This window comes from Streptomyces sp. NBC_00554 (assembly GCF_041431135.1).
Classification (GTDB): Bacteria; Actinomycetota; Actinomycetes; order Streptomycetales; family Streptomycetaceae; genus Streptomyces.
Window position 1 is genome coordinate 3,544,088 of the sequence record NZ_CP107799.1, and the last position, 12,944, is coordinate 3,557,031.

Genomic DNA, 12,944 nt, shown 5'->3' on the forward strand with positions numbered 1-12,944 from the left:
CGGCTTCCACAGGAATTGCACAAGAGCCCTGCAGGGACGTAACACAGGTGCCATATGCCAGCCATGACACAACGTCACCAAACGGCGCATCTAACCTGCGCACATGACATCTTTGCCGGACTGTTTCTGCCCGGTGGACGGCACACGCGTCCCCGCCGGTTCGCTCGCCTGGTGCTGCCCGGCCTGCCGCGGCCCGCTCGACCTGGACTTCGCCCCGACCCCGGCGTCCCTCAAGTCCCTTGCGGGGCGGGTCAATTCACTCTGGCGCTACACGGAGTGCCTGCCCCTGACGGCCCCCACGGTCAGCCTGGGTGAAGGCCGCACACCGCTGGTCCCGCTCCGCGACGGCATCTCCGCCAAGCTCGACTTCCTGATGCCGACGCTGTCGTTCAAGGACCGCGGCGCCGTACTCCTGGCCGAGCTGGCCCTGCGACTGCGGGCCCGGCAGGTGCTCGCGGACAGCAGCGGCAACGCGGGGACGGCGATCGCCGCGTACTGCGCACGGGCCGCGCTGCCGTGCACCGTATACGTCCCCGAGGGCACCTCACCGAAGAAGCTGGAGCAGATCGGGGCACACGGGGCGCGGGTGCGGGTGATCGACGGCGACCGTGAGGCCACGGCGGCGGCCGCGCGGGAGGCGGCGGACGAGGAGGGCGTGTTCTACGCCTCCCACGTCTACAACCCCTACTTCCTGGCCGGGACCAAGACCTACGTCCACGAACTCTGGGAGGACCTCGGCGGACGCCTCCCCGACGTCATCGTCGTCCCCGTCGGCAACGGCACCCTGCTCCTGGGCGCCGCCCTCGCCGTCGCCGAGCTCCACTCGGCCGGCCTCATCGACCGGCGGCCGGCCCTCTACGCCGTCCAGGCCGCCGCGGTCGCCCCGCTCGCCGAGGCATGGCGCGCGGGCGCCGACGACCTGGTCGGGGTGACCCCCGCGGCCCCCACCTTCGCCGAGGGCATCGCGATCCCGCGCCCGCCCCGGGCCCGCCAGATCCTGCGCGCCGTACGGGACTCCGGCGGCACGTTCCTGACGGTGACGGAGGACCAGATCCGGCACGCCCAGACGGACTTGGCGTCGCGGGGACTGTATGTGGAGTCGACGGGGGTGGCGTGCTGGGCGGCTGTCCGCGAGGGAGTGCTCGGGGAGCGGTCGGCGGTGGTGCCGTTGTGCGGGGCGGGGGTGAAGACGGGGCTGGCCCACTAGGTGGTCGCCCGGGAAACCCCGCCGGCCAGGCGCTGCTGTTCCTCCTCCACGATCCGGCGGGCGAGGCCGCTGTCCGAGACGTCGACGGCGTCCGGGGTGTGTTCGGCGGTGTCGCTGCGGCGGGCGTAGGCGTCGAAGAGGCGGGTCTTGTTCTTGAGGATGTGCAGAAGGCGCTGGTCGACACTGTCGGTGGCGAGGAGGCGGTGGACCTGCACGGGGCGGACCTGCCCCATGCGGTGGGCGCGGGCCACGGCCTGGTGCTCCATGGTCGGCTTGACCTGCGGCTCGCAGAGGATGACCACCGACGCCGCCTGCAGGTTGAGGCCGACGCCGCCGGCCTCGATCTGGCAGAGCAGCACCGCGTGCCCGGGAGCGGCCGTGAAGTCGTCCACCAGGCGCTGTCTGCGCGCGGCCGGAACAGCACCGGAGATCGGGCCGAACGCCCCTTCCCCCAAGGCCTGTTGAACCGTCGCCAGAACATCCTTGAAGTAGGAGAACACGACGACCTTCAGCCCGTTCTCGGCCGCCTCGGCCACCAGCTCCCGCAGCCTTTGCAGCTTCGCCGACTTCTCCGCGCCGGCGTACCCGGCGCGGCGCATCGCCATGAAGTTCCCCTCCTCGACGGCCTTCCGGTACGCCTGCCGGTCCGCCGCGCCGAACTCCTCCCACTCGTCGACCTGGAGGAGGGCGGGGAGTTCGGTGAGGACGTCCTGCTGGTTGCGGCGCAGATACGCGGGAGCCACGGACCTGCGGAAGGCGTGCGGGCCCGCGGCCGCGGTGCCGTTGTGGATGCTGGGGAGGAGGCCGGGCTGGAGGTAGCGGACGAGGGTGCGGAACTCCTCGACGCGGTTCTCCATGGGCGTACCGGTGAGGAAGAGGACACGGTCGCAGTGTCCGGTCCAGGCCGCGACCGCCTTGGAGCGACGGGTGTCGGGGTTCTTCACGTAGTGCGCCTCGTCGACGACGAGCATCCCCGGCTTCGTGCCGTTGGTGCCCTTGCCACCCTTGGTGCCGTCGGGTCCGGGCAGTCGGTGCAGCACGTCGTACGTGGTGATCGCGACGCCCCCGCGCTCACGCCACTCCTCGTACGCGTCGAGCCGTTCGGAGCCATGCACCGGCAGGGCCCGCAGGGTGCTGCGCGCGCCGATCTCCCGCGTCCAGTTGATCAGCACGCTGGCCGGGCAGACGACCAGGAAGTGGCTGTGCCCGTCCGCCGCGAGATGGGCGAGCGCCGCGATGGCCTGCACGGTCTTGCCGAGCCCCATCTCGTCGCCGAGGACGACCCGCCGCTGGGCCAGCGCGAAACGCGCGCCGAAGGCCTGATAGCCGCGCAACGAGACCCGCCGATGCGTGTCGTCCAGCTCCTGGGCGTGCACCCGCTCGGCGACCTCCGACGGCAGGAACCCCTCGGAGGCCTCGACATCGGGACGCTGCCGCGAGATCTCGGCGAGCTGGCTGTAGTACTCCGCGGAACGCAGCTCGAAGTCGACCCACGCCTCGATGTCGGAGGCGGGTTCGCGCAGCAGGTCCGCCGACGCCTGGGCCAGCAGCAGTCGTACGTCCTTGGCGGCGGCGTCGGCGGTCAGCTCACGGAGTTCCGCGACCGCCGCGAGCGCCCTCTCACGCCGCTCCCTCCCGGTGAGCGCCATCCGCAGCCGCCCTCTGGCAGGCCAGGCCACCGGCAGCAGCGCACCCAGCCGCTCGTCGAGCCGGGTGGCGGCGTCCACGGCCCGGCGCAGTTCCGGACCGGCCTCGACGAGTGTGCGCAACGCGATGACCAGCGCGGTCGTCCGGGGCTCCGGGTGATCGACGTCGATCCGCACGGAAACGGTGTCCTCCACCGCCCGCGCGATCTGGCGCGCCGCGGCGAGCGCCCGGTCGGCGGTCTGCGCCCCCACCCCCGGCACCTGCCGCAGCCCGTACCGGCTCGTCCCGTACACCGCCCCCACCGACGCGAACCCGGCCGCCTCGAGCGCGCTGAGCCGCAGCCGCCCCTCGGTGACGTCCTTCAGCCGCGAGACGGGGATGGACTCCAGCTCCACGCCGACGAGTTCGGCATGTATCGGCGCCAGAGCCGCCCTAACCGCGTCAAGCGCCCGCGCATGATCGGCGAGCACGGCCCGCGCGGCCTCGTACAACCGCGCACCCACCGAGACCAGCTCTCTGACCCGCCGCCCGACCGGTGGGGCCTCGCCGCCGCTCCCCGGCCTTCCACTCCCCTCGACACCCGCCATGCCGCGCCCCTCTTGTGCCATCCGCCCCGATGCGCGCATCTTTCCACGGAGCACTGACAGCCAGTGGTCCTGCTGGCCCGCCGGGGGGCCGGGCCGGGGCCGCCCCCGAAACCCGGGTGGCGCCGAACGAGTGGACTCGCGGGAAGGCGTACCGGACGGAGGTCTCCGGCTGGGGTCCGGATGGTGACGTTGCCGTCCGAACCCTTGACCTGGAAGAGGTGCCCCGACATGCGACGTACCCCCTCCCGCCGTCTGTTCGCCGCAACGCTGCTGGTGGCGTCGGTGCTGGCCCCGATGACAGCGATTCCCGCAACGGCCGTCGACACCGCGGGCGTCGACCGGTGCGACAAGCACAAGTGCCCGCAGGACGGTCTCGGTCCCGAGCTGACCGCCCGGCTGGACAAGGCCATCGAGGACGTCCGCCAGGAGGCCGGCATCCCCGGCGTCGTCGTCGGACTGTGGATGCCGGGCAAAGGAAACTACGTCCGGGCGACCGGGGTCGCCGACAAGGCCACCGGCGAGCCGATGACCACCGGTCCGTTCTTCCGGATCGGCAGCGAGACCAAGACCTTCACGGTCACCGCGCTGCTGAAGCTGCTCGACGACCATCGGATCCGGCTGGACGACCCGATCTCCAAGTACATCGACGGCGTGCCGGGCGGCCGCCGGATCACGCTGCGTCATCTGGCGGAGATGCGCAGCGGACTGTTCCCGTACAGCGCCGACCCCGGCTTCGTGCAGGACCTGTTGAGCGACCCGAGCCGTTCGTTCACCCCGCAGGAGCTGCTCGCGTACGGCTACAAGCACAAGAACACCTTCAAGCCGGGTGCGCAGTTCCAGTACTCCAACAGCAACTACGTCCTGCTCGGCCTGGTGATCGAGAAGGTCAGCGGTCACCGCTTCGTCGACTTCCTCGACAGGGAGGTGCTCCGCCCTGCCCACCTGAGCCGCACGCTGTTCCCCGAGGGCGCCGAGTTCCCCGAGCCGCACCCGCGCGGCTACACCAACCAGACACTGAGCGGCGAGGTCGAGGACTCCACGGACTGGAACCCCAGTTGGGGCTGGGCGGCCGGGGCGATGATCTCTGACCTGCACGACCTGCGCCGCTGGGCCAGGATCGTCGCCACCGGGACGCTGCTCAGCCCTGAGACCCAGAAGGAGCGGCTCAAGACGCTGCCGACCGGCTACCCCGGCACGGGCTACGGCCTCGGCATCCTCAATTCCGACGGCTGGATCGGGCACAACGGCTCCATCCCCGGATACGAGAGCGTGACCGTCTACCTGCCTTCCAAGAAGGCCACCCTGGTGATCCTCATCAACACCGACATCACCCACGAGGGCGCCGAGCCGTCCTCACTCCTCGGCCGGGCGATCACCGAGATCGTGACCCCGGACAACGTCTACGACCGCCCGGTCCCCCCGCGCTAGGCCCTACGGCTTGGCCCTGACCAGCCCGGCGTCGTACGCCATGATCACGGCCTGGATGCGGTCGCGGGCGCCGATCTTGGCGAGGACGCGGCCGACGTGCTTCTTGACCGTGGACTCGGTGAGGACGAGGTGCTCGGCGATCTCCGTGTTCGTCCAGCCCTGGGCGATGGCGACGAGGACCTCTCGTTCGCGGTCGCTCAGGGTCCGCAGCCGGGGATCGTCCGGGGCGGGCTCGCCGGCCGGTGCGAGGACCTGGTGGGCGTAGGCGTCCAGCAGACGGCGGGTCAGGCGGGGGGCCACGACGGCGTCGCCGGTGGCGACCGCGCGGATGCCGGCGACGAGTTCCTCGGGGCGGGCGTCCTTGAGCAGGAAGCCGCTGGCACCGGCCCGCAGACCCTCGTAGGCGTACTCGTCGAGGTCGAAGGTGGTCACGATGAGGATGCGGGTGCGGCCGCCCGCGGCGACGATGCGGCGGGTGGCCTCGAGGCCGTCCATGCCGGGCATGCGGATGTCCATGAGGACGACGTCGGGGCGGAGTTCGGCGGCCATGCGGACGGCCTCGGCGCCGTGCTCGGACTCGCCGACCGCGTCCAGGCCCGGGGTCCCCTCGATGAGCATGCGGACGCCCATGCGCTGCAGGGGCTGGTCGTCGGCGATGAGCACGGTGGTCATGGCAGTTGCTCTCCCGGCGGTACGTCGAGCACGACATCCACCGTCCAGCCGTGGCCGGTGTCACCCGGCCCCAGGACGACGGTCCCGCCGTACATGGCGGCCCGCTGGCGGATCCCGACGAGGCCGTGGCCGGGATTGTCGTGGTGCCCTCCCGGCCTCGCGCGCGGAGGTGCTCCCGGCGGTACGCCCGTGTCGGCGATCCTGATCCTCACCTGTTCCGCCTCTACCGCGATGGTCACCTCGGCGGACGTACCGGTCCCCGCGTGCTTGAGGGTGTTGGTCAGAGACTCCTGGACGACGCGGTACACGGTGAGCTGCACGCCGCTGCCCAGGGCGTCGAGATCACCCACCGTCCGGTACGTCACGGACAGTCCGGCCGTGCGCACCCGTGCGATGAGGGGGTCCAGCTCACGGATCCCGGGCTGCGGGCCGAGCAGGCGTTCGCCCTCCTGCTCCTCGCGCAGCACGCCCAGCACCCGGCGCAGTTCGCTCATGGCCTGACGGCCGGTGTCGCCGAGGACGCGCAGCGCCTCGGCGGACCGCTCGCTCCGGTTGGCGGCGAGGGTCGCGGCGCCGTCGGCGACGCTGACCATGACCGAGAGGTTGTGGCCGACGATGTCGTGCATCTCCCGGGCGACCCGGGAGCGCTCGGCGGCGGCGGTGAGCCGGACACGCTGCTCCTGCTCGACCTCCAGACGTCTGGCACGGTCCTCCAGAGCCACCAGGTACATCCGCAGGATCCGGACCGCCAGGCCGACCGCGACGGCCGCCGTCGCGGTCGCCAGCAGGAAGAAGCCGCCGACCATGGGGTGATCGGCCCTGCCGGGGACCAGCACGAAGGCGGCAAGGAGCAGTTCGACGGCCGCCAGCGCGACGGCCCAGCCCAGTACCCGCACGGAACCGTAGCGGGCCAGGGTGTACAGGGCGACGAGCCCGGCGATCCCCGTGGGGAGCCACACGCCCAGCGACCACTGCGCGACGGACACGAACGCGATCACGAGGAACGTGGTCGTCGGGGCCTTGCGGCGCCACCACAGGGGAACGAGTTGCGCGGCGGCCAGCAGGCACAGGATGCCGGTCGACAGCTGGGGACCGGGTTCGGTGTCGCCGAAGGGAGACGTCGGGGTTGAGCTGTTGTGCATCAGGTTGGGCAGGGAGATGGCCACGATGAACAGCACCAACGCGGTGTCGAGCAGCCACGGGTGCCGGCCGCCAAGACCCGGCCGGCGGCTTCGGTCGCCCAGCAGCCGGTCCAGGAGCGGGCGCGCCCACACGGCGTCGAACCCGGAGAGCGACGCCTCTGCCACTCCCCGGCCGGTGTCCGTGGCAGCTGCCGCGTGGTGCGGGCTCATGACCACCATTGTCCCGTACCCGATCAGACGTCGGTGCGGACGAGCCGGTAGGCCGCCCCGGCTAGGGCCAGGGCCACCCAGCCGGCGAAGACGGCGAGCCCCGCCCCCGGTGAGAGGGCGTCGGAGGACTGTTCCAGGGCGTAGACGGCCTGGCCCGCGGTGCTGGGGAAGTACGGGCTGAGCGTGTCGTACAACGAATCGGGCAGCAGGGAGGCCAGCCCGGGCAGGATCAGCAGGATGCCGACCAGGGTCGCGATGGCCCCGGCGGAGGAGCGGATCAGCATGCCCAGGGCCACGCCGAACACGGCGACCAGGGCGAGGTAGACGCCGGCGCCGGCCAGGCTGCGCAGCACACCGTCGTCGCCCAGGGACAGGGAGATGCTCTCGCCGTCCAGGCCCGGTGCTCCGAGCAGGAACGCGGCCAGGACGCCCAGGGTGGCGAGGACCAGGACGACGGGCGCGATCACGGCGGCCTTGGCCCACAGGACCGGCAGCCGGCGCGGGACCGCGGTGAGCGTGGAGCGGATCATGCCGGTGCTGTACTCGCCCGCGGAGAGCAGCACACCGAGCACGCCGATGGCCAGCGACCCGAAGGTAACGCCGGTCAGGGCCAGGCTCACGGCGTCGGTGCTGCCCGCGTCGGGACCGAGCGGTCCGCCGCCGTCCCCGGCTTCCTGGGGACTGTAGGTGTGGGCGGCGATGGTCCCGAAGAGGATGAGCAGGAACACGGCGACGCCCAGGGTGATCCAACTGGAGCGCAGTGTCCAGAACTTGGCCCACTCCGAACGCAGCACGCGAGGTCCGGTCACCTTGCGCACGATCGTGCGGGGCGGGGCCGGGGACAGGTCGGTGACAGTCATCACGCCGCCTTTCGTGCGGTGTCGGCCGGAGCGCTCTGGTACTCGACGGAGTCGCGGGTGAGGTCCATGAACGCCTCTTCCAGGGAGACGGCTTGCGGGGTGAGTTGGTAGAGCGCCACCCCGTGCATGGCCGCGATGGCGCCGATCTCCCGGGCTTCGCGTCCATGGACCATGAGCTCGTCGGTGGAGGTGGAGGTGATCGTGACGCCGGGGCCGACCAGCAGTGAGCGCAGCCTGGCGGTGTCGGCGGTGGCGACCTTCACCCCTCCGCTGCCTGCGTCCCTGATGAAGTCGTCGACGGTGGTGTCGGCGAGCAGCCGACCGCGTCCGATGATCACCAGATGGTCGGCGATCTGCGCGGTCTCGCTCATCAGGTGCGAGGAGAGCATCACGGCGCGGCCCTCGTCGGCCAGTCGACGCAGGAGGTTGCGCACCCACAGCACGCCCTCGGGGTCGAGGCCGTTGACCGGTTCGTCGAGCATGACGATCGCCGGGTCACCGAGCAGGGCCGCGGCGATGCCGAGCCGCTGGCCCATGCCGAGGGAGAAGGCGCCCACGCGCTTGCCGGCCACGCTGGTCAGCCCCGCCAGTTCGATGACCTCGTCCACCCGGCTGCGGGCGATGCCGTGGGTGTACGCGAGCGCCATCAGGTGGTTGAACGCGGTGCGCCCCGGATGGACGGACTTGGCCTCCAGCAGGCTGCCGATCTCGTGCAGAGGCGCCGGGTGCCGGGCGTAGGGGCGGCCGTTCACGGTGACCGAGCCTGCGTTGGGCGAGTCCAGGCCGACGACCATGCGCATGGTCGTGGACTTGCCCGCGCCGTTGGGCCCGAGGAAGCCGGTCACCTCACCGGGCTTGACGGTGAAGCTCAGATTGTCGACGACCGTCTTGTCGCCGTACCGCTTCGTCAGCTGACGTGCCTCGATCATGGGGGCGCCTCTCCCGCGTCGAACTCGGCCGCGGATACGCCGCGGTGTCTGTGTTCGACGCTAGGAGCGGGACGGTCCCGGACCGTGGGCCCCAGGGGGAATCTTCGGTGGGTGAGTGGTACCGCGGTACCACTCACCCGCGCCCCGTCGGTCACAGCATGATCGCTCCCACGGCGACCGCCGCAACTCCGATGAGAAGGAACAGGACGCCGGAGACGATGTCCACTTTCCGGGAGTGGTGTTCGTCTGCGAGGGCCGGGGTGAAGACGGCCGGGTCGTCGGGGGTGTAGTGGATCGTGACGTCCCGGCCGTGCGGGCCGGCGGGGGCCGTCAGCCCGGTCGGCCAGTACGCGGTGACGGCCGTGCCCTCGTGGGTGGTGAAGGTGACGACCGGTGTGTGGCTGGTGCGGACGTGGCCGTCGTCCGCGTCGACGCTGACGTCCTTGAGTACGGCGACGACTCGGCCCGGGACGGGGGCCGCGGAGGTCAGCCTGTCGATACGGCGGCTCATCTCACGCGCGTTCGCGGGCACGTGGTACACGCCGGAGATGGTCCAGGGCACGCCGAAGCCGATCAGAGCCCACGGCCAGCCCCAGTCGATCGCGGCGACGGCCACGAGCCCGGCGTAGATCAGGAAGACCGCGAAGTTCGGCATGCCGAGTCCGTACCGCCCTCCCCAGAGGTCGCCGGTGAACCGGAAGGCATGGGGTCTCCCGCGCGGGTAATGGATTCCGATCTCCCGGCCCGTCCAGGCCGTGGTGATCCTCTCGCCGTGCTCACCGTCGTTCGTCACGGTGAACTCCTGCCCGGTGGACGGGTCCTGGAAGGAGACGACCACGGGTATCCCGTCCTTCCCGGAGCTGCCGTGTCTGGGCTCCCGCACCTGCTCGATCCGTCCCATGACCCGGACCATCCGCTGGGTCCGGGTCACTCCGGCCGACGACCGCCCGTACCCGATCAGCGCCACCGCGCCGAACACCCCGCACCACAACGCCAGATATCCGTGCCAGCCCATGCGTCTTCCTCCTGCCACTTCGGGAACGGCCTGCCGAACACACCGATCGACGGTCAGCGTGCCGGGGTGCGCCGCACCACTTCGCCCTGTCCGTCCGCCTCCAGTGAGGCCGTGCCCTCGGAGCCGGTCACGCCGACCCTGATGGTGAGGGTGCCGGTGAGGCGGTCGGCGGTGAGCTGCCAGGTCTCCGGGGAGTGGATGCTGAGGGTGGTTCTGGCTTCCTCGATCAGGGCGGGGAAGCGTTCGTAGGGCAGGGAATCGGGGTCGAACTGCGGGGCTTGCGTGCCGGTGGGAGCGAATACGACCGACAGCAGGCGTTCCTGCACGACGACGGTGAGCGCCTGGCGCGAGTCCTTGCCCTGGGTGAGCGAGTCGATGGCGCGGCGCAGTTCGCCCTTGTCGAGGAACGACTGGCCCGGGCCGAGGGTGACGGTGCCGGACGCCGACGTCACGACGGTGGTCGAGGAGGTGGAGGACACGGACGGCGTGGAGGAGGGCGGTTGCGCGGTGGTCTCCTGACCGAACAGGTCGGCGCGGAAGAGCAGGATCACGGCGGCCGCGCCGAGGAGTAGCCCCAGGAGCCCGACGAAACCGACGGCACAGCCCTCCGGTGGCGCGCTCACTCTGGCCGACCCGGGCGCCGAGTCGAGGTGTGCCCCGGCCAGCCGGCCCTCCCACTCGGGTGTCGGCCGCTTCACTATCCTCACCCGCCACGGCCGGTCCGGCGGGTACTGGACCACCACGATGCCGCGCGGCCGGTAGTCGGGCAGCTCAACGAGGTTGATGCTCTGCGAGATCTCGACGCGGTACGCCGGTACGTCGTCCGGTGCGACGGTGAGGTCGAACCGCACCGGTACGTCGCTCGACTCGCTCCCGATGGCCTCCAGGCTCTCGATCATCGCAAGGGCCGTGCGGGGTACGACGGCCGCCTCCCGGGCACGCCGAGGTATGCCGGCCAGGAAGTAGAGCAGCCCGTAGACCGCGGGGAGGGCCAGGCCCGTGACGATCAGCGCCACGTTCTCGATGACGATGCCGACGACAAAAGCAGCCGGCGCCGTCCCGACCACGCCACCCGTCACAAACCCCCGGACGAGGGCGACGGGAGTGCTGTGCGTGGGCGGCGCGCCCGCGGTGATCGTCATGCGAGGGATTGTGCCGGGCCCGGGTGTCGGCCGATAGCCCCCCAAGTGACCTTCTGCGAGACCGTATCCGCGCTGTTCACAGACCGGTTCCGCAGGCTCCGCGGGTATCGGGGCTGCCACGCCCGTACGAGGTCTTCCGGCCCCAGCGCGTGGTCAGCGGCAGATCATCGACCACCCCCCAGCGGGACACCGCAACCAGTGAAGTGTCCGGAGCGGTACCGGGGACGGTGAGCATGTCGCGTACCAAGGCGTCGTACTCGTGACGGCTGAAGGGCTGGGTCTCCAGCCACTTGACCGACCCGACGAAGTGCACCTGGCCGGCCACCCGCTCCGCGGTCCGCACCGATGAGGTCGATCTCGGGGTTGTTCTGACGGTTGACCACCAGCGCCGGGCCGGTGCCAAGCAGGTCACGGACTCACTGGGACGCTGGCCGCTGCCGGACTGAAGTTAGACGGTGAGCCGGTGCCACGGCGGGATGTACTCCGCAATCAGATCGACCTCGGCCCGAGTCGGGATCTCATCCTCGTCCGCCGCCAGCGCATCCCTCTGGCATATCCGGATGCCCCGTGCGGGATTGTCACCGTGGAGGCTGCCAGCCCCGCACCACTTCCATGGGTGTCCTTAGCCGCCGCTCGCATGGAGAGCTCCATTCTCAATGTCGTCGACATGGACGATGACATCCGGAATATCCTTGAAGTGCATGAGGGCCTTGACGGAAACCTTGTAGCTCCGCCCTGCCCTCGCCACAGGGAAAGGAAACTGGCCTGCCCGAATGAGGCGATGTGCGCCAGAAATAGAGATTCCCATCACGTCTGCGGCTTCCTGGAGCCCAACGAACGAGGGGTAGAGGTCAGAGGCATAGTAGTAGAGATTCTGGCTGGAAATCCGGGATCGCGACAGATTCGATGCCCTCACCACCTGACTGACCGACCCTGAACGACGACCAGTGCGCAGATCTTCGTGAAATCCCTGCACGGCGTCGGAGTAACCCACCCTCTGAAGCAGCGCCCCGAGTCGCTCACCCCTGATCTGCTCTGCGACATCCGGGTCGCGGATACTGCCAGTATCGATGATCGACGACGCCCTAAGCACGGAACCCTGGGCAGACATTTCCGGCTGGATGAATGTTTCGACGTCATCCATCGAGTACTCCGACGAGGTGGAATTCCCATACCGAAAAGCTACCTCGAAGGCCGCCTTTGCCATTCGATCCCTGACGTGCCGTGGCGGAACGCCCGAGGCAGTGTCTACCCACACCTCCAATGCGGTTGCCACCATGGCCGACCGAATTTCCTCCAGTTCAACTCGGAAGTCACGGGAGATCCTCGAAGACAGTGAGCGGAAACATGGAACGATGCAGTCGAGGATGACTAGTCGCCACGTGTCGTCGCCATCCAGATCACATAGCCTTCCCATGGCAATCAGGGACTCCCACAGGCGAGAACTGGCCGCTGACCGGACTCCTGCGGAGATCACCTCGGAGCGGAACTTCGGATAAATGGGATGACGCTTAATCTCACACTCATTCACATCTCCCACATGCACGCAAACCGGCATTCCCCCGAAGCCCTGGCGAACGTTCCATTCGATGCGATCAAAAACATCCGGCATGACTCAAGCCCCATTCTTCACCAGCCACCCGTGACAAAGTATGCCGGTCCATGAAGATTCAAAGGCCCTTACCAAACGGAGTCATCCAATCGCGTGAACAATGTTTGCCTCTCCATATCGGATTAATTCCTATCCGTGAGGGGCACCGGTCCCTTCTGGTCCTCCGTAGCTCCGCACAGCGACATCGCCCTGCCGGTGGAGGACTCGCGAACGACATCGCCAACCACCGCACGCGATCGCAATTCCGAAGCCGAACCGTATACATGCGACGGCACCGGCCGACAAGGCGGAGACATCCGCCGACATCAGCCCCAGAGACCGAGCTGACCACCCGGGTCGGTGTCCGTCGCGCGTGGCCCTTGCCCCTCCGACTGCAACAGGCTTCCCCCTTCTGTGCCCGCCTCCAACTCCCGCAGGGCCTCTGGAGGGCGGTCGCGTCAACGGCCTGCCACCCGGCTCTACCATTAGCCGGCCCGGCGCGTCCGCCAGCAGG

Annotated in this window: 11 protein-coding genes; 2 read left to right on the plus strand and 9 right to left on the minus strand. The window is 69.8% G+C overall.

Annotated features, from left to right (window positions below):
* Positions 1 to 103 precede the first annotated feature (103 nt).
* Positions 104 to 1,207 (plus strand): pyridoxal-phosphate dependent enzyme, encoded by a 1,104-nt coding sequence (locus OG266_RS15235; protein WP_371546163.1) that lies wholly within the window; start codon positions 104 to 106, stop codon positions 1,205 to 1,207.
* On the opposite strand, the gene OG266_RS15240 is transcribed toward OG266_RS15235, so the two are convergent.
* The gene (locus tag OG266_RS15240; protein WP_371546165.1) at positions 1,204 to 3,441 is read right to left on the minus strand and encodes a DEAD/DEAH box helicase; all 2,238 of its coding nucleotides are present in this window, start codon (positions 3,439 to 3,441) and stop codon (positions 1,204 to 1,206) included. The two genes, OG266_RS15235 and OG266_RS15240, sit on opposite strands and share 4 nt — an antisense overlap.
* Before the next feature lie 228 nt (positions 3,442 to 3,669).
* Between OG266_RS15240 and OG266_RS15245 the strand changes: the two genes are divergently transcribed.
* Positions 3,670 to 4,869 carry a serine hydrolase gene (locus OG266_RS15245; RefSeq protein ID WP_266454891.1) on the plus strand — a complete coding sequence of 400 codons (1,200 nt, stop codon included), beginning with the start codon at positions 3,670 to 3,672 and terminating at the stop codon, positions 4,867 to 4,869.
* 3 nt (positions 4,870 to 4,872) lie between these two features.
* On the opposite strand, the gene OG266_RS15250 is transcribed toward OG266_RS15245, so the two are convergent.
* The 8 genes from OG266_RS15250 to OG266_RS15285 form a co-directional block, all read right to left on the minus strand.
* Positions 4,873 to 5,541: a response regulator transcription factor gene (locus OG266_RS15250; RefSeq protein WP_326720873.1), complete on the minus strand. Its 669-nt coding sequence runs from the start codon at positions 5,539 to 5,541 to the stop codon at positions 4,873 to 4,875.
* On the minus strand, positions 5,538 to 6,893 hold the full coding sequence (locus tag OG266_RS15255; RefSeq protein WP_371546168.1) for a sensor histidine kinase: 1,356 nt from the start codon (positions 6,891 to 6,893) through the stop codon (positions 5,538 to 5,540). The genes OG266_RS15250 and OG266_RS15255 overlap by 4 nt, the downstream gene beginning before the upstream one ends.
* Before the next feature lie 23 nt (positions 6,894 to 6,916).
* The gene (locus OG266_RS15260) at positions 6,917 to 7,753 is read right to left on the minus strand and encodes an ABC transporter permease subunit (RefSeq protein ID WP_371546170.1); all 837 of its coding nucleotides are present in this window, start codon (positions 7,751 to 7,753) and stop codon (positions 6,917 to 6,919) included.
* Positions 7,753 to 8,682 (minus strand): ABC transporter ATP-binding protein, encoded by a 930-nt coding sequence (locus tag OG266_RS15265; protein WP_371546171.1) that lies wholly within the window; start codon positions 8,680 to 8,682, stop codon positions 7,753 to 7,755. Before OG266_RS15265 ends, OG266_RS15260 begins: the two co-directional genes overlap by 1 nt.
* A gap of 151 nt (positions 8,683 to 8,833) precedes the next feature.
* Positions 8,834 to 9,697 (minus strand): DUF3592 domain-containing protein, encoded by an 864-nt coding sequence (locus OG266_RS15270; protein ID WP_371546172.1) that lies wholly within the window; start codon positions 9,695 to 9,697, stop codon positions 8,834 to 8,836.
* 53 nt (positions 9,698 to 9,750) lie between these two features.
* A complete protein-coding gene (locus OG266_RS15275) occupies positions 9,751 to 10,839 on the minus strand; it encodes a hypothetical protein (protein ID WP_371546173.1) in 1,089 nt (362 codons plus the stop codon).
* Between the two features lie 76 nt (positions 10,840 to 10,915).
* The gene (locus OG266_RS15280) at positions 10,916 to 11,182 is read right to left on the minus strand and encodes a hypothetical protein (RefSeq protein WP_371546175.1); all 267 of its coding nucleotides are present in this window, start codon (positions 11,180 to 11,182) and stop codon (positions 10,916 to 10,918) included.
* A gap of 279 nt (positions 11,183 to 11,461) precedes the next feature.
* Positions 11,462 to 12,451, minus strand: coding sequence for a helix-turn-helix domain-containing protein (locus OG266_RS15285; RefSeq protein ID WP_371546176.1), 990 nt, complete (start codon positions 12,449 to 12,451; stop codon positions 11,462 to 11,464).
* Positions 12,452 to 12,944 lie beyond the last annotated feature (493 nt).